Raw genomic sequence first — 19,106 nt, forward strand, 5'->3', positions numbered from 1 at the left:
ATGGAACAATCTCCCGTAGCCGGCAGACCCGAGCTCTGGGGCGGTATCGAATGCACGATCAATCGTGTGGGCGACCGTTACCTGGACCAGTTTGCCCTGGCGAACCTTTATGAACAACCGAATGCCGGGCACGTTGCTTCCCTCGGATTGCGCAAGCTGCGTTTCCCCGTGTTGTGGGAGAAGCATGAGCCCGTGCAGGGTGCGCCGATCGACTGGTCGTACGCGGCATCGCAGCTCGACTTCTACCGCGCACAAGGCATCGATATCATTGCGACCCTCGTGCACCATGGCAGCGGGCCGAAATTTACCCATCTCGACGACGAGCGCTTCCCGGAGTTGCTGGCAGCTTACGCGCAGCAGGTGGCTGAGCGCTTTCCCTGGCTGGAATATTATACGCCGGTCAATGAGCCGCTGACCACAGCGCGCTTCAGCGGCCTTTATGGGCTCTGGTACCCGCATGGACGCAGCGACCGGGTTTTCCTGCGTTGCCTCCTCAACGAGCTCAAGGGAACGGTACTCGCGATGCAGGCGATCCGCCGCATCAATCCGGATGCGAAACTGCTGCAGACGGAGGACCTCGCCAAGATCTACAGCACGCCGCGGCTTGCTTACCAGGCGCGCTTCGAAAACCGGCGCCGCTGGCTCACATTTGATATTCTTTGCGGTATGCTCGACGAACAGCACCCGCTCTGGAATTACTTTATCCGGAATGGAATCAGCGAAACGGAGCTGCGTTTTTTCCAGGAGCATCCATGCCGGCCGGACATTTTCGGATTCAATTATTACGTAACCTCCGAGCGCTTTCTCGACGAGCGCGTCGATCGCTACCCGCACCTTCAGCCTGGCGGCAACAAACGCCATCGCTACGTGGATGTTGAGGCGGTTCGGGTACCGGTTGACGAGCCCAGCGGCCTTACCGTATTACTACGGGAAGCCTGGGAACGGTTCCGGGCGCCGATGGCGATCACCGAAGTACACCTGCACTGCCACCGCGAAGAGCAGTTGCGCTGGTTCCGCCACGTATGGAAGGAATGCAGCACGGTGCGCCGCGAGGGCATCGACCTGCGTGCGGTTACGGCCTGGGCCCTCATGGGCTCCTTTGGCTGGAATAAGCTGCTTACATCAACCGAGTGCGACTACGAGACCGGCGCTTTCGACCTGCGTGGCGGCACCGCGCGGCCGACGGCACTGGCGCGCTACCTGCAGACGGCCGGTACCCCGTCGGCCGACGATCACCTGGCCGATGACCGCGGCTGGTGGCAACGTGAAAGCCGGTTCCTGCACCAAAGCATTGTACCCGCTTCGCAGCTGGCGCGCCTGCGGCAGGAGCGGAGACCTATCCTGATCATCGGGAAGCGCGGCACGCTGGGCCAGGCCTTTGCGCGTGTTTGCCGGGACCGCTCGCTGGAATACTGCCTCGCAGGACGCGAAGACTGCGATATCGCCTCGCCCGCTTCCATTGCCTGCGCGCTCGAAGAAACGAGGCCCTGGGCGGTGATCAACGCAGCGGGTTATGTCCGGGTCGATGATGCCGAGGAGGATGCGGCCGCCTGTCACCGGGAGAACGCCGAAGGTCCGCTGCACCTGGCCCTGGCCTGCCGCGAGCGGGGGATTCCCCTTGTCAGCTTTTCCTCCGACCTCGTATTCGATGGAAAGAAACAGGATCCGTACCTCGAAAGCGATCCCGTAAACCCGCTCAACGTATACGGCAGCAGCAAGGCACGCGCCGAGTCGACCGTGCTGAGTGCCTACCCGGAAGCCCTAATGGTCAGGACAAGCGCTTTCTTCGGCCCATGGGACCGCTACAACTTCTTTCAGTGGGTGGAAGAACGCCTGCGCAATGGGCAGGAGGCCCGCGTGGCCAACGACCTCTTTGTTTCGCCCACCTACGTGCCAGACCTGGTCAACGCAACGCTCGACCTGCTGGTTGACCGCGAAAGCGGGATCTGGCACCTCGCGAATGCGGGTGCGCAAAGCTGGGCCGGATTGGCGGAGCTGGTGGCCCGCGAGCTGCAGCTGGACCGCCACCTGCTGTTGCCCTCATCGGCAGCGGAGATGGGCTATGCGGCGCAGCGCCCGGCCTACAGTGTGCTGGGCTCCGAGCGCGGTTCGCTGATGCCCGACGCTTCGAACGCGTTCCATCGTTATTTTGCAGCGAAGACCCGGCACGTGGAACTGATGGATTAAATCGAACTCAACTCATGCCCCTGACGCATTCGGACCCGCGCGCCGCCCTGGACAGCGCAGCCTTTCGCAGCACTATTTCCGGCAGGCAAACCGACCTGTACTGGCTCAGCAACGGGACCATTTCGGCGGCCGTGACCAATTATGGCGCCAGGCTGGTGGCCCTGTTCGTTCCGGGCCAGGACGACGAGCTACGCGATATCGTGCTTGGCTTCGACAACATCGGGCAATACCTCGAGGATGGAGATTACCACGGTGCCATCGTTGGCCGCTATGCGAACCGCATTGCCCGCGGCCGCTTCTCACTGGATGGTAACGACTACAGCCTCGCCATCAACAACCCGCCCAACCACCTGCACGGTGGGCTCGTTGGGTATAACGCCGTAGTGTGGGACGTACTGTCCGCGACGGAAAGCGAGCTTGTGCTCCGCCACATAAGCCCGGACATGGATGAAGGCTACCCGGGCGCCGTTACGATCACGGTGCGCTACAGCATTGGCGACGACGACGTGCTTTCCGTTCATTTCGAAGCCACGACGAACGCGCCTACCGTGCTGAACGTTTGCAACCATGCCTACTTTAACCTGAACGGGCAGGGGAGTGGAAGCGTTCTCAATCACACGCTGTTTGTAAATGCCGGTCACTATACACCGGTTGACGAGTTCCTGATCCCGACGGGGGATATTGCCTTTGTTACAGGAACGCCTTTCGACTTCAGCAAGCCAAAGCGCATCGGCGACGCTATCGACGACGATGACCCGCAGCTGGTGCACGGAGCGGGCTACGACCACAACTTCGTGCTGATCGATAGTGGAGAGGAGCGAAAGCTCGCAGCTGTTGCCACGGGCGACGTCAGCGGTATCCGGATGGCGATCACGACGACCGAGCCCGGTATCCAGCTTTACACAGGCAATTACCTCAAAGCTTCAAAGCGATTGAAATACGGGCTCAGCGACGAGCGCCGCTCGGCATTTTGCCTCGAAACACAGCACTTCCCCGACTCACCCAACCAGCCTGCTTTCCCGTCGGTGGAATTGCGACCGGGCCAAACCTTCCGCAGCCGCACCGACTTCGCTTTTTACCGGTAAGATCAGTCGAGACGAACGAGCGACGAGCCCTCACCGATATCAACCGTGATCGGAGTGAGGTCGAGGCCTGTTGCAGCATGGTAGGCAGGAGCAAGCTCCGCCACCAGTGCATCGATCGCATCTTCACGTACGATATTGAGCGTGCATCCACCGAAGCCGCCACCCATCATCCGGGCGCCGAGCACCGCGTCGTTTTCGCGCACCGCAGTCACCAGGAAGTCGAGCTCCTGGCAGCTTACCTCGTATTCCTCGCTGAGCCCGCGGTGAGTTCGGTACAGCTTCATGCCAAGCTCCACGAGGTCACCACGCTCAAGGTCGACGCAGGCTTCGATCAGGCGCTCATTTTCCTCCACCACGTATTTGCAGCGGCGGTAGATCAGCTCGTCGCGTCCCTGCACACATTCCTGCAACTGCGGCACTGTGGCATCACGGAGACTCTTCACGTGGGGGTAGCGCTCCTGGAGCATCGAAACACCAGCCTCGCATTGCTGCCTGCGCACGTTATACTCGGAAGAAGACAGTGAGTGCTTCACATTCGTATTGAGCAAGAGCAGTGAGTAACCATCGAGGCGGAAGGGAACATATTGATAATCCATCGAGCGGCAATCGAGCCGCATCACATGGTCGGTTTTACCAAACATCGAAGCAAATTGGTCCATGATGCCGCACATGACTCCTGCATATTCATGCTCGGCTTTCTGTGCAAGGTAGATGAGCTCATCGCGCTTGAGCCCGAGGCTGAACAGCTCGTTGAGCCCAAAGGCTGTCGCACACTCCACTGCAGCGGAAGAGGAAAGACCGGCACCAAAAGGAACCTCACCATCAATAACCAGGTTGAAGCCGCCAACCGTCAGTCCGCGCTTTTGAAACTGCGCGACGACACCCAGGATATAATTGGTCCATTGCCCCGGGCGGGGAGCAATGTCGGGCACACGGGTGCTGTAGCGATCATTGAACTCGATCGCCTGCAGCTCAATGCGGTCGTCGTCGCGGCGGCCAAGGGCCACGTACACAGCCTTGTCGATGGCGGCCGGGAGCACAAAGCCCTCGTTGTAGTCGGTATGCTCGCCAATGATGTTGATGCGTCCCGGCGACCGGGAAACGAGGGTGGGAGCGCCCCACTGTTCGCTGAAAACCTGCGCTACTTTCCGGGCTGTGACGGGTACATTCATCGGTTGTTTCTTTTTGAAAATGCGTTCGTTAAGGGAGGTGGAGCGGCCTGCACTTGAACTGTAAAAATCGGGCCTGCACGCCCAACGCGCAAATTCCTTTTTTCACCGATAGTTGTGGCCTTTTAAGCCTATTTAAACAGTGGTGCCGCAACCGGAATCAGTTATTTTGCTTCTATAACCTGGTAAATAAAACTGACCCTTTTACAGCCATGCAACCCTTTGTATTGAACGCTCCCCAACACCAGGAGCACGACCCCGAAATGAGCTATCGCTGGTCTGCCGAGAAAGCCGCCGAATGGCAGCAAAAAAACGGCTGGCTCGTAGGCTGCAACTTTGTTCCCCACAACGCCATCAACCAGCTCGAGATGTGGCAGGCCGAGACCTTCGATCCCTTCCTGATCGATAAGGAGCTTGGATGGGCTGCCTCACTTGGCTTCAACACGATCCGCGTATTCCTCCACCACCTCCTGTGGGAGCAGGACAGCAAGGGATTTCTCGAGCGTATCGAGCTCTTCCTTGACATCGCCCACAAGCACGGCATCCGTACGATGTTCGTACTCTTCGACGCTGTTTGGGATCCGAACCCGAAGCTCGGCAAGCAACGCGCCCCGAAGCACAATGTGCACAACTCCGGCTGGGTGCAGTGCCCCGGCTACGATGTGCTCAACAACCCCGACCGCTACGACGATCTTTACGATTATGTGCATGGGATTGTGAACCACTTCAAGCACGACGAGCGCGTTATTGTCTGGGACCTCTACAATGAGCCGGACAACATGAACCTCGCTTCGTATAAGGACGATAATTACTCGAAGCACAAAGCCGAGCTTTCGCTCGAGCTGCTGAGAAAGACCATCCGCTGGGTACGTGGCATCGGTCCCGACCAGCCCATTACGATGGCGCCCTGGCAGGAAGGCGAGAACTGGAGCTCCGACGAAACAGTGTCTGTTCTCGACAACTATATGTTCACGCATTCGGATGTGATCTCGTTCCACTGCTACGCCAACCGCGAAGGCATGCAGCGCCGCATCGAGCAGCTGAGCCGCTTCGGCCGCCCGCTCTATTGCACCGAATACATGGCGCGTCCCTTTGGCAATACCTTCCAGGAAATCCTGCCGCTCTTCCACGAATACGGCGTGAATGCCTACAACTGGGGCTTCGTGGCCGGAAAGTCGCAGACGCACTGTCCCTGGGACAGCTGGCAGATCACCTACGACAATGAGCCCGAGCTGTGGTTCCACGACATCTTCCGCTCCAATGGCGAAGCTTATCGCCAGGAAGAGGTGAATTTCCTGCGGAGCTTCATCGCGGGAGCGAAAAGCGCCCGGAAATCCGGCAAGACCGCCGAAACGGAAACAGTAAACGCGTAACGTGTTTTGATGAAATAAGAAACGTCCAGCTTTCGCTGGACGTTTTCCTTTTTATTGCTTCTGCGCTTTCCGCGCCTTCTGCGTTCGTTAATTACGGAGGTTGTACTTATAGAAGCCTTCGCGGTGCAGTACAGACTGACCGGGGATCGCCGTCAGCAGGGAATCCTTGACGAGCTTCTCCACGAGGCGGATCTGCTCGAAGTCTTCACCGGCCTGCGAGATGAGCTTCAGGCTTTCGATCTTCATGATCGCCCGCTTGCTGGACTTCTGCGTCTGGCGCTCAAGCCAGGCAGACTTCTCGGCCAGGTACAGCTGGTGGTTACGGAAATAGGCATGCATAGGTGGAAGATTTAGTGAATGATTGGACTTGCTTGTGGTGAACAAGTTAATCCAATAATCCATAAAACCATAGCGCCAATAGCCTCAACCCGGAAAACCGAGGTTGAACCACCAATTTTCGACGACGGGCTGCCTGATCGTCAAGCCACCGCTTCCACTTCCGTTTTGCTGTAGGCGTCCGTTAACTTTTTCTGCAGGTCGAACGACAGCGGCACGTACTCGGCAAAGGTCATGCTGAACTTCGCGCGGCCTTGTGTTATCGAGCGCAGCGCCGACGAAAAGTCGTGAAGCTCGGCCAGCGGTACGCGGGCGCCTATTTTCTGAAAATGGCCTTCCGTCTCCATGCCTTCCACCAACCCACGCCTGCTCTGCAGCTCACCCATGACGGCGCCGGTAAGCTCGTCGGGGCAAAGCACGTCGACGTGGTAGATGGGCTCGAGCACCTGCGGACTGGCCTCGCGGAATGCCTGCCGGAATGCCATCGTGCCGGCGATCTTGAAAGAGATATCATTTGAATCCACCGGGTGCATCTTTCCGTCGAATACGCAGACGCGGACGTCGCGCACGTAAGAGCCGGTGAGCGGGCCTTCCTGCATCTTTTCCATGATTCCCTTCAGGATCGAAGGGAGGAAGCGAGCGTCGATGGCGCCGCCGACGATGCAATTGTAATAGGCGAGCTTGCCGCCCCAGGGAAGGTCGATGAGCTCACGGCCGCGAACGATCAGTCCGGTCGGATCGGGCATGCCCTCGTACCAGGGATCAACGCGGAGCTGTACTTCGGCAAATTGCCCGGCGCCGCCCGATTGCTTTTTGTGGCGGTACGTTGCCTCGGCGCTGCTTCGGATCGTTTCGCGGTAGGGGATGCGCGGCTTGAGGAAACGAACCTCCAGCCGGGAACCGTTTTCAATTTTCCATTTCGCGACCGCGAGGTGCATATCGCCCTGGCTGTGCAGCAAGGTTTGCCGTAACTCCGGCGACACTTCCACGATCAGCGTTCCGTCTTCCTCGCGAAGCTGGTGCAGGGCCTGCGCCAGCTTTTCTTCCTCGCCCTTTTTCACGGCCTCGATGGCCACCGTCATATTGGGCGAGGGGAAGACGATGGGGGCGAGCTCGTAATTCTTGCCCTTGACGTGAAGCGTATTATTGACATGCGTATTCTTCAGTTTCAGCGTGGCGCCAATATCACCGGCAACGAGCTCGTTCACCGGGATGCGCTTGTTGCCCTCCATCAGGAAGAGCTGCGAGATCTTTTCGATCACCCCGTTCGACTCGTTGACCAGTTCCATCCCAGAGCGGATGGTTCCGCTGAATACTTTGAAATAGGAGAGTTCGCCAACGTGCGATTCGGATGCCGTCTTATAAACGAAGATGCAGGCCGGACCATTGGCATCGCATTCGAGCTCCTCACCGCTTTTGGTGGCTTGCGGCGGCAGCTCACAGGCGCTCGGGCACACATTGTCGATAAAGCCCATAATGCGGCCGGAACCCATGTTGCGCTCGGCGCTCAGGCAAAACAGCGGGAAGATCTCGTGCCGGATCATTGCCGTCTTGAAGCCGGCCTTCAGCTCGTCTTCCTCCAGCTCGCCCTTCTCGAAATAGTGCTCCATCAGCGCTTCATCCACGCTGGCCACCGTCTCAACGAGCTCGCGGTGCAGTGCTTCGGCGCGGGCGCGCTCACCCTCGGGGATCGGGAGCTTATCGGGCTTGCCGCCGGTGTCGCGGAATTTATACAGCTTCATCTGCAGCACGTCAACGATCTCGTGAAAGCCCGCGCCTGTCTGGAGCGGGTATTGGATCAGCGTTACGCGCGGACCGAAGTGGTCTTTGGCTTCCTGCACCGTACGGTCGAAGTCGGCCTTGTCGTGATCCAGCTTGTTTACAGCAAAGATCATCGGCGTGCGGAAACGCTCGGTATACTGCCAGATCACATCGGCGCCCACTTCAACGCCATTGACGGCATTGAGGAGCAGCACCCCGGTATCGGCAACGCGGAGGGCCGACAGCACCTCGCCCACGAAGTCGTCGTAGCCCGGCGTGTCGAGGATGTTGATCTTGTAGCCGCGCCAGCGACTGTGCATCAGCTTTGAAAAAATGGAATTGCCACGCTCTTGCTCGAGCTCGTGGTAATCGCCCACCGTGTTTCGCTCGGCAACGGAGCCGCGGCGATTGATCAGTCCGGCTTCGAAGAGCATACATTCGGCGAGCGTGGTCTTCCCGGAGCCCGCATGGCCCAGCAGGGCGATGTTCCTGACGTGGGCGGTATCAAATTCTGCCATGGTGCAAAATTTTAAGGTGATGGTAGCAGGGCATGCATCCCGTCACATCACGGAACGTCTGGGCCCCGAAAAAACGAACGCTACCTTCAGCAGTTGGTAGCGTTAACAAAGTCCCGGAATTCGCCCCGGAGCTGCTGGAGGTTGTTTTCCAGCACCAGGAAGGCGTCGAGCAGGCGCTCATGTTCCGAGTAGGTGTCGTTGGAGAGGTTTTCCTTACCGGAGCGCTCAAAGGCGATCTTGCGCTCGTGCTGTTTGATCTCCTGCTTGAGGTCGTGGATGTTGATCAGCTGGATGTGAAACTGGTTGTCGAAGTGCTCAAGCTCTACCAGTTGATTTTTTGCCGTGTGGCGGGCGGAGTCCTGAAGCATCTTTTTACATTCCTGGAATTCGTCGCGGTAGTTGCGCAGGATCTGCCGCCATTCTGCGGTCTCGGAAGTAAGCTGGGTGAGATCGGTCTGAACCATGGGAAAGAAGTTTTTAAGGGTTAAGAAAACGTTCTTCGTTCCTCACAGGAGCAATCAAGGATGGTACTTTAAATTTAGGATCGGCAGCGCCAAACAAATAAAATTTTGTTTGCCCGGAAAACGGTATATTCTTCATTCCGCCGGGCATTTGCAAGCCCCGCCGTGTGGAACCGAACGGCTATCTTTGCTCCCCCGAATAATCTGCTCCCCCGAATGATCACGCCGCAAACGATACAGGCTATACAGGACCGCGTCGATGTGCTCGATGTCGTTGGCAACTTCGTGCGACTCAAAAGGAGAGGGGCGAACTACCTAGGTCTTTGTCCTTTTCACAACGAGCGCACGCCGTCGTTCACCGTCTCTCCGTCGAAAGGAATCTACAAGTGCTTTGGTTGCGGCAAAAGCGGCAACTCGATCTCCTTTGTGATGGAGCACGAGAAATTCTCGTACGTCGAAGCGCTGCGCTGGCTGGCCGCACGCTATCACATCCAGGTAGAAGAAACGGCAGTATCGGCCGAAGTACGCGAGCAGCAGCAGGTAGCCGAGAGCCTCTACATCATCAACAAGTTTGCGCAGCAGTATTTCGAGCAGCAACTGTTCGACAGCGAGGACGGACGCGCCAACGGACTGAGCTACCTCGAGTCGCGCGGGTTTACGGAGGCGACGCTGCGCAAGTTCGGCATCGGCTACAATCCCGACCGGCGCGACGAGTTCGCAAAAGCCGCCTTCCAGCAGCAATACAACCGCGAGCTGACGCAGAAGGCAGGACTGATCGCATTCCGCAACAACGAGTGGGTCGACAACTACCGCGACCGGATCATCTTCCCCGTGCACAACCCGAGCGGCAAGGTGATCGGATTCGGCGCACGTCTCATTAAGAAGAACGACCGCGCTCCGAAATACATCAACACACCGGAGAACGAGCTCTATGTAAAAAGCAGGATCCTTTATGGACTTTACTTCGCCAGGCAGGCGGTCGACAAGTTCGATGAGTGCCTGCTGGTAGAAGGATATACCGACGTACTCTCCCTGCACCAGGCCGGCGTGGAGAACGTTGTAGCCTCCGGCGGTACTTCACTCACCACCGAGCAGCTCCGTCTTGTCAAGAAATTCACGAAGAACCTCACCATCATCTACGACGGCGACGGCGCCGGTATCAAGGCGGCGCTCCGCGGCCTCGACATGGCGCTGGAAGAAGGTCTCAACGTGAAGCTGGTGCTGATACCCGACGGCGAAGACCCGGATTCGTACGTGCAGAAAGTAGGCGCTATCGAGTTCCGCAACTTCATCGCGCACAACCGCAAGGACGTGATCCTGTTCCAGCTCGAGGTTTCGCTGCGCGATGCCGGTGATGATGCCGCACGCAAGGCCGACGTGGTGAACCGCATGGCGGAAACGATCGCGCGTATCGACAAGGCCGAAGACTTCACCAAGCAACAGGATTATATCCGCCAGTGCGCGCAGCTGCTCCGCATCGACGAAGCAGGCTTTACGAACCTGGTCAACAAGTTCATTCGCGATCGCATCGTGAAGCAGGAGCAGAAGCTTCCCTTCAACGAAGCGCAGGAGCTCGCCGACCAGGCACAGCCCGCCGAGCCGCCGGCGCTCGACGACCATACCTTCCAGTTACTCTTTCGAAACGAGCTGCAGGAGCGGGAGATCGCACGGGTACTACTCGAGCACGGGGTAAAGCACTGGAACGGTCAGATGATCGCCGAGTTCGTGCTCCATGAATTACCCGAGGACGATCTCTTTGAGAACCACAGTGTGCTCAAGGTGATTCACGCCTTCCGCGACCTGCTGGCAAACGGGCAGCTGCCTGACCGGAACGTTTTCATCTATCATCCCGACCCGGAGCTGAGTGCCTTTGCGGTGTCGCTTCTGCAGTTTCCCTACGAGGAAAGCAGGTTCTGGAAATCCGAGGCGGCGCAATCCGCAGGCTACCAGAAGTCGCTTTTCGAGCAAAGCTGGGATGGGTTCAAGGATACCGTTAACCGCGAAAACCAGGATAAGCTCGGATCCTTTTTGCTGACGCAGCGGGATACGACACACCAGGAAGTGGAATCCGCACTCGCCTACCTGAAGCTCCGGCAGGTTCGCCGGCTCCTGCTCCAGAACCAGGCAGACCTCGAAAAAGCAACACCCGAGCAACAAATGACGCTCATCCTCACACACCAGGCCCTGAAGCAGATGGAGCGTGAGCTGATGGAAAAATCCGGGACGGTGATTGTCCGGTAGCCAGCTTCCCGCGACCCTCGCCTCGACTTCTCCCCACTCATTGCGATCAGGGAAAGCCGTTGAAGTCGGCATGATTTTGCGCCTTTTTCCCGCAAACGAATTCCTATGCGTACCAGTGATGTTTTGCTCGGCGGGCTCGCCGGCGCGGGCCTGCTGACGGCCACGCACGAAACCCTCCGCCGCACGGTGCCCAGGGCCCCGCGGATGGACCTCCTTGGCATGCAGGCGCTTCGCAGGCTGATCGCCGGGGCAAAGGGCCGGCAACCAGGTTCGGACCGGCTTTTCCTGTATACCATGGCCGGCGACCTGCTGGCGAATGCACTGTACTATAGCATCGCGGGGATTCATGCCCGGAATGTCGTGCTGCGCAGCACGCTGCTCGGACTTGCCGCCGGAGCGGGCGCCGTGTGGCTCCCGGAGCAGATGGGGCTCAACCCGCGACCGAGCAGCCGGACTGCAGAGACGAGGCTGATGACCGTGGCGCTGTATACGCTCGGCGGACTTGCTGCCGGGCTCGTACTTAAGATCCTGCAGAAGCGCCATGAGCCAAGGCATCCCGGGCAGCAGCTCGTACTCTGATCGGCAGCTTTGGTACCGGGACTGGCACAATAGATGCGGAACAGCAGTTCTAAAACAATCAATTATGTCAGGACGTGGCGACAACAACAAGAACGGAACATCGGGTACCGGTGCTTCCAACCAGAGCGGACAAGGCGTACCCCGTGAGGAAGGCAAAGTGAATCATGGAAAACAGACGGGGGGGCAGCGCTCCGAGCCAATGGGCCGGGAGCGGGAGCAGGACGCCTACCGCAACAGCAGCATCAAGGACAACAAGGGCGAGCGCAGCTGAGCCGTAAAAAAATATTTGGTCCAAGTGAAACAATGCACTAACTTCGATGTTACAACATTGAATTCACACTAAACTCTTTTTTATGGCTATTACCTGGAAACTGGATCCCACCCACAGCGAAGTACTCTTTAAAGTCCGGCACCTGATGATCACGACGGTAACGGGCTACTTCAAGAAGTTTGACCTCGAGGTCGATACGGCCTCCGATGACTTCACGACCGCATCGCGCATCGAGTTTTCGGCAGACATCGACTCGATCGACACGAACAACCTCCAGCGCGATACGCACCTGAAGTCGGCCGACTTTTTCAACGCGGATGAACACGGGCAACTGCTCTTCGTTGGCCGCAAGTACGAAGCCAGCGGCGACGACGCGGTGCTGCACGGCGACCTTACGATCCGCGGCATTACCCGCCCGGTAACCGTGAATGTCGAATTCGGTGGTATTGTCGTAGACCCGTATGGTCAAACGAAGGCAGGCTTTACGGTTTCGGGTAAGATCAGCCGGAAAGAATTCGGCCTCACGTGGAGTGCCGTTACCGAAGCAGGCCAGGTGGTGGTCTCGGACGATATTAAGATCCACGCCGAGATCCAGCTCGTGAAGCAAGGATAATTGAAAGAAAGGAACCGGATACAAAGGCCTCGCACTGCGGGGCCTTTTAGTGTGCCGCTGTCTCGCCATCCGGGGCGGCCAACTTGCTGCAGATATCCGCGATGATCTTTTCCGCATGCTCGCGCGAATTCTCAATGAAGAGGCGGTGCGTGTTCATACCGCCACAGATGACGCCGGCCAGGTAAATGCCCGGACGGTTGGTTTCGTGCGTTTCGTCGTTGATCTGCGGCTGGCAAACGGCGTCGTCGCCCAGGCGGATCCCAATGCGGCGGAGAAAGGGGAGGTTGGGCTGGTACCCGGTAAGCGCCAGCACCCAGTCGTTTTCGAGGATCAGCGGGCCACCGGGCGTCTGTATTTCTACGGTACGCTCCGTGATGGCGGTCACTGTAGCATGAAAATAGGCTTTGATGGAGCCTTCTTCGATGCGGTTGATAATGTCGGGGCGAACCCAATACTTGACGCGCTGCCCGACTTCGGAACCGCGGATCACCAGGGTAACGTCGGCGCCCTTGCGCCAGGTTTCGAGCGCCGCATCGACAGCCGAATTCTGCGCGCCGACCACCACCACTTTCTGGAACGCGTAGAAATGCGGATCATCATAATAATGCTTCACTTTCGGGAGGTTCTCACCCGGCACGCCCAGGAGGTAGGGAATGTCGTAAAAGCCCGTGGCGAGCACCACGAAACGCGCGCCGTAGCTTCCCTTGCTGGTCGCTACGAGGTAGCCCCCGTCCGCGTCGGTCACATCGGTCACTTCCTCGAAAAGACGGATCGGAACGTGGCGATCCTGGGCCACACGCCGGTAGTATTCCAGCGCATCGGCACGCTTTGGTTTGGGCTGGTTGCTGATGAAGGGGATGCCGCCGATCTCCAGCCGCTCCGACGTCGAAAAGAAGGTCATGTTGACCGGGTAATGATAGAGCGAGTTGACGAGGGTTCCTTTTTCGAGCACGAGGCAATCAACGCCCATTCGCCCGGCCTCTAGCGCACAGGCAATGCCGATGGGGCCTCCGCCAACGATGACCAGTGTATAGCGTTCCACCGCGGCAAATTAGGGGTTTGCCAGTTCGATGCGCTCGCCCTTCATCACCTGTATCGGCGAGCCTTCGGCCAGGAAAACGGATTGCGGCTCCGACTGCAGTGCGTCGGCGAAGCCCGCCCCGTAAATACGGGCCACATCGCAGTGAATCGCGTAGTCGTGTACACGGTGCACGCGCCAGGCCGGGTGTGCCACCTGGTAGGTGCCGGTGCAGCGGTCGTTCACCTGCGTATAGCCCCAATAATGCTCGGTGATAAATTCTTCTTCGGAGCCCGCCAGCAGCGGAGCTGGCGCAGCTTCGGCCCGTGCGCGGATAACGTTCCAGTCGCGACCGACCTTCCATTCGTAGGCAACTTCCAGCCGTCCATCTTCTTCCTTCCACTGATGGCGCATCGGGTAGCGCACATAATTTTCGCCGTAGAGCGTGTTGGCCACCCACGCGATGGCGCGGCGCGGAACGATCTCTTTCAGGAATACCACTCCTCGCTTCCACAGGCCCTCTTCTTTGTAGCGAACATAAAAACGCAGGTTCACTTCCTCGAAGGTTCGGTGACCGGGTATGGCAAATCCCATCACTTCCGTGTTCGCGAAAAGGAAGCCCACAAGGCTCGCGTAGTGCACGCCGTTGAAGGTATCGAGCTCGGTGCGGCATGGAAGGAAGGGACGCAGCAACGCGGGGTCAACAGCATAGTTTGCCATCAGGAGATTGCGCCACTCGGCCGATAAAAAAGTGCGGGAAGCCATAGGTGAAACGGGCACAAAGGTAGTGCCGGGACAATGGATCAGCGGATGACGAGAACTGTGCCTTTTCGTGTCTGCACGCCATCGTGACGAACGAGGCGATACTGCGCAAACCATACGTACACCTGGCTCGCAGCGGCGCCACCGGCGGTCCGGCCATTCCAGCTCTGAAGCGGGTTATGCGTTTCAAAAACAAGCTGTCCCCAGCGGCCGAAGATCTGCAGTGTGTATTCGGAGAGCGCTCCGCGGTTGCCGAGCGGACCAAAGGTATCGTTGCGGCCGTTTCCGTCGGGCGTGAATGCATTGGGAAACTGAACGTCGGAACAATCGACGGTCACCTTCACGGAAGCTGCCGCATGGCAGCCGTCGGCGTCGGTTACCTGCACCGAATAGGTATCCGTCTGGTACACGAGGTAGGAGGCATCGATGCGACCATCCTGCCAGCGATAAGCAGCATAGGGTCCCGGGCCGGGCTGAAGCAGAAGTGTTTCACCCGCGCAAAGCACCGTATCGCGCCCCAGCGTAACGAACAAATCACTGTTGTCGCCCACGTGCACCTGCGCGGTATCCGGGCAGCCCAGCGCATCGGCGATCGCGATCGTGTAGTCGCCGGGGCGAAGCACCGCGCTGCTCGACGATGTGCCGCCTGCCGGTGTCCAGGTGAACGAATAGGGGCCGGTGCCGCCAGCGGGCGTGATCTCGGCTTTTCCATTGGGACCGCCGCAGCGGGCGTCGGTTACCGACTCGCTGTGCGACAGGGGCGCCGGGTCGGCAAGGCCTTCCGAAACGCGTGCCGCACACACGTCAGTGCCCCGTACATCTACGGTATAGTTACCCGCCGGCAGACCGGAGATCGTGGCAGTCTGCTGCGTCGGGGTTGTTGACCAGGAGAAGGTATACGCGCCTGCAGGTGACGCCGACGCGCGCAGGCTGCCGTCGCTGCCTCCGTGGCAACTGACCGGGCTGACCACCTGCGTAGTCACATCCACCACGTGCACATTCCTGACGATGACGGAGGAGGCGCCACCCGGAGCCGTTACTGTTAACCGAACCGGGAAATCGCCGGTGTTGCTGAACACATGCGATGGATTCGAAAGGCTGGAGCTGTTGGCGGAGCCCGATGCCGGGTCGCCAAAGTCCCAGGCGTACTGGTTTCCGCAGCCCGGCGTTACGGGTGTGAATTGCGCGGAGCGGCCTGCGGAGCAGGAGAACGTGAAGTCCGCATTGGCCGGCTGCAGCTCACCGATCCAGATATCGTCAACGGCAAAGCCGTCGTAATCGTTGCAGCGGCTGCCAGCCGCAAAGCGGAAGCGGAAGCGCACATTGGTCCGGCCGGCCAGCTGCGGCATTGCGTGACCAGCAGCAACCCAGCCGCCACTCCCCGAACCGGCGCCACCGGGACAGGGCGAGCTGGTCTGCACATTGCCCGACCAGCCATCGCCGGCAACCGTAGTAATACCCGCCGTGTTGAACCAGTTGCTGCTGGGGCAGGCCACGTAATCAGACTGCGAGCCGAGCTGTGTCCAGGTGTTACCGCCGTCGGTTGAGTACTGGATGCTGGCGCCGTCGTATTTCTTTTCGGTTTCCCAGAACACTTTGAAATGCAGGTAGGGGTGCGGCACGGTGCTGAGGTCGAAGCAGGGGCTCAGCAGCCAGGAGTTCTCGTTGTCGTTATAGGCCGTATTCTGAAGGCCGCCCACGATCCAGCATTTCTGGCCGCTGGCGGAGCTGTTGATGACCGGCTTGTGCGGGATTCCCCACACCCAGTCGGAGGCGGTGCCGCCCGACACCCAGCCACCATCGGTGAGCTCGAAGTCTTCGGAATAGGGAAAGGTGCTGACGGTGGAAGTGCACTGCGCGCTGAGCTGTTGTCCTGCCAGCAGGAAAATAAAAAGCCACAAAGAAGCAAGCAGGAAGCGGAAAGTCATGGGATCAGCGCGAATGGCAAAGGTACAGCTATTGGCGCTTATCTTTGCGCCGCAAACAAGCTATATGAATCAAAAGGAAGTTTATATCGTTTCCGCTGTTCGTACGCCCATGGGGTCTTTCGGCGGTTCCCTCAAAGATGTGCCCGCTACGCGTCTCGGCGCCATTGCCATCAAGGCGGCGGTAGAGCGCGCCGGCATCAAGCCCGAAATGATCAATGAAGTGCTGATGGGCTGCGTGATCCAGGCCAACCTCGGCCAGGCGCCCGCCCGGCAGGCCGCCCGCTACGCCGGTCTCCCCGACGGCGTTGTGTGCACCACCGTCAACAAGGTCTGCGCCTCCGGCATGAAGGCCATCGCCCAGGGTGCCCAGAGCATCCTGCTCGGCGATTCGGACATCGTGGTGGCCGGCGGCATGGAAAACATGAGCCAGGTGCCTTTCTACGTGGAGTCGCTCCGCTGGGGCAACAAATATGGGAACACGAGCCTCGTGGACGGCCTCGCCAAGGATGGTCTCACCGATTGCTACAGCGGCACCGCGATGGGCAATGCGGCAGACTTCTGCGCCTCCGAGAATTCGATCTCGCGCGAGGAGCAGGATGCCTTCGCGATCGAGAGCTACCAGCGCAGCCAGAAAGCCTGGGAAGCCGGCAAGTTTTCGAGCGAGGTGGTTCCCGTAGAAATACCGTCGAAGAAGGGTGACCCAATTGTGGTAAGCAAGGACGAGGAACCCTTCAATGTGAAGTTTGACAAGATCGCGGGTCTCAAGCCTGCGTTCAGCAAGGAAGGGACCGTGACGGCTGCCAACGCCAGCACAATGAACGATGGCGCTGCCGCCGTTGTACTCATGAGCCGCGAGAAGGCCGAGGAGCTGGGCATCCAGCCGCTGGCCGTTATCCGTGGCTATGCCGACGCCGAGCAGGAGCCGGTATGGTTCACCACCACGCCGAGCATCGCCGTACCTGTTGCTGTAAAGCGCGCCGGCCTGCAAATGAGTGACATCGATTTCGTGGAGCTCAATGAGGCCTTCAGCGTTGTGGGTATAATCAATACGCGCAAGATGAACCTTGACCCCGCCAAGGTGAACGTGCACGGCGGCGCTGTGTCGCTGGGGCACCCGCTGGGCTGCAGTGGCGCCCGCATCATCGTAACGCTGATCAACGTGCTGCAGCAGAACGGCGGACGCTATGGCGCTGCCGGCATCTGCAACGGCGGTGGTGGTGCATCGGCAATGGTGCTGGAGCGTAAATAAGAAAGCTTCGTAAAGCGAAAGCAGGCTCAGTTTCCTTACAGGAGCGCCTTCGCAAAGAGATACAGGAAATGTCCCGCACAGCGGGACATTTTTTATGCGGTCCCCTCAGCGTAGCGGGTTGCCTTCTTATTCGCTTCGCGGCCCGACTCCTCAGGTTTCTTTCCTTCCTTGTCGCCGTACTTTACCCGCAGCACCATCATGAGGATGTTGACCAGCAGCGAAAAGCAATTGGTGACGATGATCGGAAGATCCTTGCGCAGGAATCCGTACACGATCCACAGCGCGACGCCGCCCATCAGGGTGATCAGCATCCCGAGGGCCACATCCTCCGCCTTTTTTTCCTTGAGGGTCTTGATTACCTGCGGCAGGAGCGAGGTGGCGGTAAGAATTCCGGCAACGATGCCGACGATCTGGGTACTATCCATGGCCCATGTTCTTGCAAAACCAATGCTAATTAGCTTACATTTGCTCCCGTTTAAAAGCAACGAATGAGAACTATTGCCTTACGTGAAGCCATCCGGGAAGCTATGTCAGAGGAAATGCGCCGCGACGAGCGGGTTTTCCTGATGGGAGAGGAAGTGGCAGAATACAATGGTGCCTATAAAGTAAGCCAGGGAATGCTGGCTGAATTCGGCGCCAAGCGCGTAATTGACACCCCGATCGCCGAACTCGGTTTTGCCGCAGTCGGGGTAGGTGCTGCCCAGAACGGGCTGCGCCCGATCGTCGAATTCATGACCTGGAACTTCGCGGTGCTGGCTCTCGACCAGATCCTAAATACGGCTTCGAAGATGCTTGCGATGAGCGGTGGCCAGATCACCTGCCCCATCGTTTTCCGCGGCCCCAACGGCTCCGCCGGCCAGCTCGGTGCCCAGCACTCGACGGCCTTCGAGTCGATGTACGCCAACATTCCCGGTCTCAAGGTGGTCTCTACCGCCAACCCCTACGATGCGAAGGGCCTGCTGAAGCAAGCCATCCGCTACGAGGAAGATCCCGTGATGTTCATGGAAGCCGAGATTGCCTACGGCGACAAAGGCGAGGTTCCTGAAGAAGAATACTACATTCCCCTGGGAAAGGCCGACGTGAAGAAGCAGGGCCGTGACGTTACCATCGTTTCGTTCAACAAGATGATGAAGGTGGCCATGGGTGCCGCCGCCGAGCTCGAGAAGGAAGGGATTTCCGCCGAGGTCATCGACCTGCGCACGATCCGCCCGCTCGACTGGATGACCATCCTCGAAAGCGTCAAAAAAACAAACCGCCTCGTGATCGTGGAAGAGCAGTGGCCCTTCGCCTCCGTTTCGTCCGAGATCACCTACCGCATCCAGAAAGAAGGCTTCGACTACCTCGACGCGCCGATCCGCCGGATCACGGCCGCCGACGCACCGCTGCACTACGCTCCGAACCTCGTTGCCGCAGCGCTTCCCGACGTTCCGCGTACCGTGAAACTGGTGAAGGAAGTCATGTACCTGAAGAAATAATTAGGGCTGAGGACCCACTTCCTCAGAATGGGGCTAAGTGATTGAAAGTTGCGTACTTGTACGCAACTTTTTCATTTTCA

17 protein-coding genes are annotated in these 19,106 nt (G+C 58.7%); 9 read left to right on the forward strand and 8 right to left on the reverse strand.

What is annotated here, in order from left to right; genetic code table 11:
• Positions 1-2,187: a family 1 glycosylhydrolase gene (locus ACYU7Z_RS03850; protein ID WP_460567547.1), complete on the forward strand. Its 2,187-nt coding sequence runs from the start codon at positions 1-3 to the stop codon at positions 2,185-2,187.
• Between the two features lie 14 nt (positions 2,188-2,201).
• Positions 2,202-3,272, forward strand: coding sequence for an aldose epimerase family protein (locus ACYU7Z_RS03855; RefSeq protein WP_460567549.1), 1,071 nt, complete (start codon positions 2,202-2,204; stop codon positions 3,270-3,272).
• A gap of 2 nt (positions 3,273-3,274) precedes the next feature.
• Here the strand turns inward: ACYU7Z_RS03855 and galK are convergent, their stop codons facing one another.
• Positions 3,275-4,444, reverse strand: a complete 1,170-nt coding sequence (gene galK / locus ACYU7Z_RS03860; protein ID WP_460567551.1) for a galactokinase — start codon at positions 4,442-4,444, stop codon at positions 3,275-3,277.
• Positions 4,445-4,668: 224 nt separating this feature from the next.
• On the opposite strand from galK, the gene ACYU7Z_RS03865 reads away from it, so the two are divergent.
• Positions 4,669-5,814: a cellulase family glycosylhydrolase gene (locus ACYU7Z_RS03865; protein WP_460567553.1), complete on the forward strand. Its 1,146-nt coding sequence runs from the start codon at positions 4,669-4,671 to the stop codon at positions 5,812-5,814.
• 87 nt (positions 5,815-5,901) lie between these two features.
• On the opposite strand, the gene ACYU7Z_RS03870 is transcribed toward ACYU7Z_RS03865, so the two are convergent.
• The 3 genes from ACYU7Z_RS03870 to ACYU7Z_RS03880 all read right to left on the reverse strand — a co-directional run bounded on the left by ACYU7Z_RS03870 (position 5,902) and on the right by ACYU7Z_RS03880 (position 8,893).
• A complete protein-coding gene (locus ACYU7Z_RS03870; RefSeq protein ID WP_460567555.1) occupies positions 5,902-6,153 on the reverse strand; it encodes a hypothetical protein in 252 nt (83 codons plus the stop codon).
• A 140-nt stretch (positions 6,154-6,293) separates the two neighbouring features.
• The gene (locus ACYU7Z_RS03875) at positions 6,294-8,429 is read right to left on the reverse strand and encodes an elongation factor G (protein ID WP_460567557.1); all 2,136 of its coding nucleotides are present in this window, start codon (positions 8,427-8,429) and stop codon (positions 6,294-6,296) included.
• An 86-nt stretch (positions 8,430-8,515) separates the two neighbouring features.
• The gene (locus ACYU7Z_RS03880; RefSeq protein ID WP_460567559.1) at positions 8,516-8,893 is read right to left on the reverse strand and encodes a hypothetical protein; all 378 of its coding nucleotides are present in this window, start codon (positions 8,891-8,893) and stop codon (positions 8,516-8,518) included.
• 213 nt (positions 8,894-9,106) lie between these two features.
• On the opposite strand from ACYU7Z_RS03880, the gene dnaG reads away from it, so the two are divergent.
• The 4 genes from dnaG to ACYU7Z_RS03900 all read left to right on the forward strand — a co-directional run bounded on the left by dnaG (position 9,107) and on the right by ACYU7Z_RS03900 (position 12,594).
• Complete coding sequence (gene dnaG / locus ACYU7Z_RS03885) at positions 9,107-11,131, forward strand: DNA primase (RefSeq protein ID WP_460567561.1); 2,025 nt, start codon at positions 9,107-9,109, stop codon at positions 11,129-11,131.
• Positions 11,132-11,236: 105 nt separating this feature from the next.
• Entirely contained in the window at positions 11,237-11,710 is a 474-nt protein-coding gene (locus ACYU7Z_RS03890; protein ID WP_460567563.1) for a hypothetical protein, read from the forward strand.
• Positions 11,711-11,774: 64 nt separating this feature from the next.
• A complete protein-coding gene (locus ACYU7Z_RS03895) occupies positions 11,775-11,981 on the forward strand; it encodes a hypothetical protein (RefSeq protein WP_460567565.1) in 207 nt (68 codons plus the stop codon).
• A gap of 82 nt (positions 11,982-12,063) precedes the next feature.
• Positions 12,064-12,594, forward strand: a complete 531-nt coding sequence (locus ACYU7Z_RS03900) for a YceI family protein (RefSeq protein ID WP_460567567.1) — start codon at positions 12,064-12,066, stop codon at positions 12,592-12,594.
• A 46-nt stretch (positions 12,595-12,640) separates the two neighbouring features.
• Here ACYU7Z_RS03900 and ACYU7Z_RS03905 read toward each other — a convergent pair whose 3' ends face one another.
• The 3 genes from ACYU7Z_RS03905 to ACYU7Z_RS03915 are packed head-to-tail and all read right to left on the reverse strand — an operon-like array spanning position 12,641 to position 16,302.
• Entirely contained in the window at positions 12,641-13,636 is a 996-nt protein-coding gene (locus tag ACYU7Z_RS03905) for a YpdA family putative bacillithiol disulfide reductase (RefSeq protein WP_460567569.1), read from the reverse strand.
• 9 nt (positions 13,637-13,645) lie between these two features.
• Positions 13,646-14,377: a YqjF family protein gene (locus tag ACYU7Z_RS03910; RefSeq protein WP_460567571.1), complete on the reverse strand. Its 732-nt coding sequence runs from the start codon at positions 14,375-14,377 to the stop codon at positions 13,646-13,648.
• A gap of 38 nt (positions 14,378-14,415) precedes the next feature.
• Positions 14,416-16,302: a T9SS type B sorting domain-containing protein gene (locus ACYU7Z_RS03915; RefSeq protein WP_460567573.1), complete on the reverse strand. Its 1,887-nt coding sequence runs from the start codon at positions 16,300-16,302 to the stop codon at positions 14,416-14,418.
• Between the two features lie 64 nt (positions 16,303-16,366).
• Here ACYU7Z_RS03915 and ACYU7Z_RS03920 point away from each other — a divergent pair, with 64 nt between their 5' ends.
• Positions 16,367-17,551, forward strand: a complete 1,185-nt coding sequence (locus tag ACYU7Z_RS03920; RefSeq protein ID WP_460567575.1) for an acetyl-CoA C-acyltransferase — start codon at positions 16,367-16,369, stop codon at positions 17,549-17,551.
• Positions 17,552-17,643: 92 nt separating this feature from the next.
• Here ACYU7Z_RS03920 and ACYU7Z_RS03925 read toward each other — a convergent pair whose 3' ends face one another.
• Positions 17,644-17,976 carry a SemiSWEET family sugar transporter gene (locus ACYU7Z_RS03925; protein ID WP_460567577.1) on the reverse strand — a complete coding sequence of 111 codons (333 nt, stop codon included), beginning with the start codon at positions 17,974-17,976 and terminating at the stop codon, positions 17,644-17,646.
• A gap of 63 nt (positions 17,977-18,039) precedes the next feature.
• Between ACYU7Z_RS03925 and ACYU7Z_RS03930 the strand changes: the two genes are divergently transcribed.
• Positions 18,040-19,026 carry a pyruvate dehydrogenase complex E1 component subunit beta gene (locus ACYU7Z_RS03930; RefSeq protein WP_460567579.1) on the forward strand — a complete coding sequence of 329 codons (987 nt, stop codon included), beginning with the start codon at positions 18,040-18,042 and terminating at the stop codon, positions 19,024-19,026.
• Positions 19,027-19,106: the final 80 nt, after the last annotated feature.

The organism is Flaviaestuariibacter terrae, from assembly GCF_054777635.1.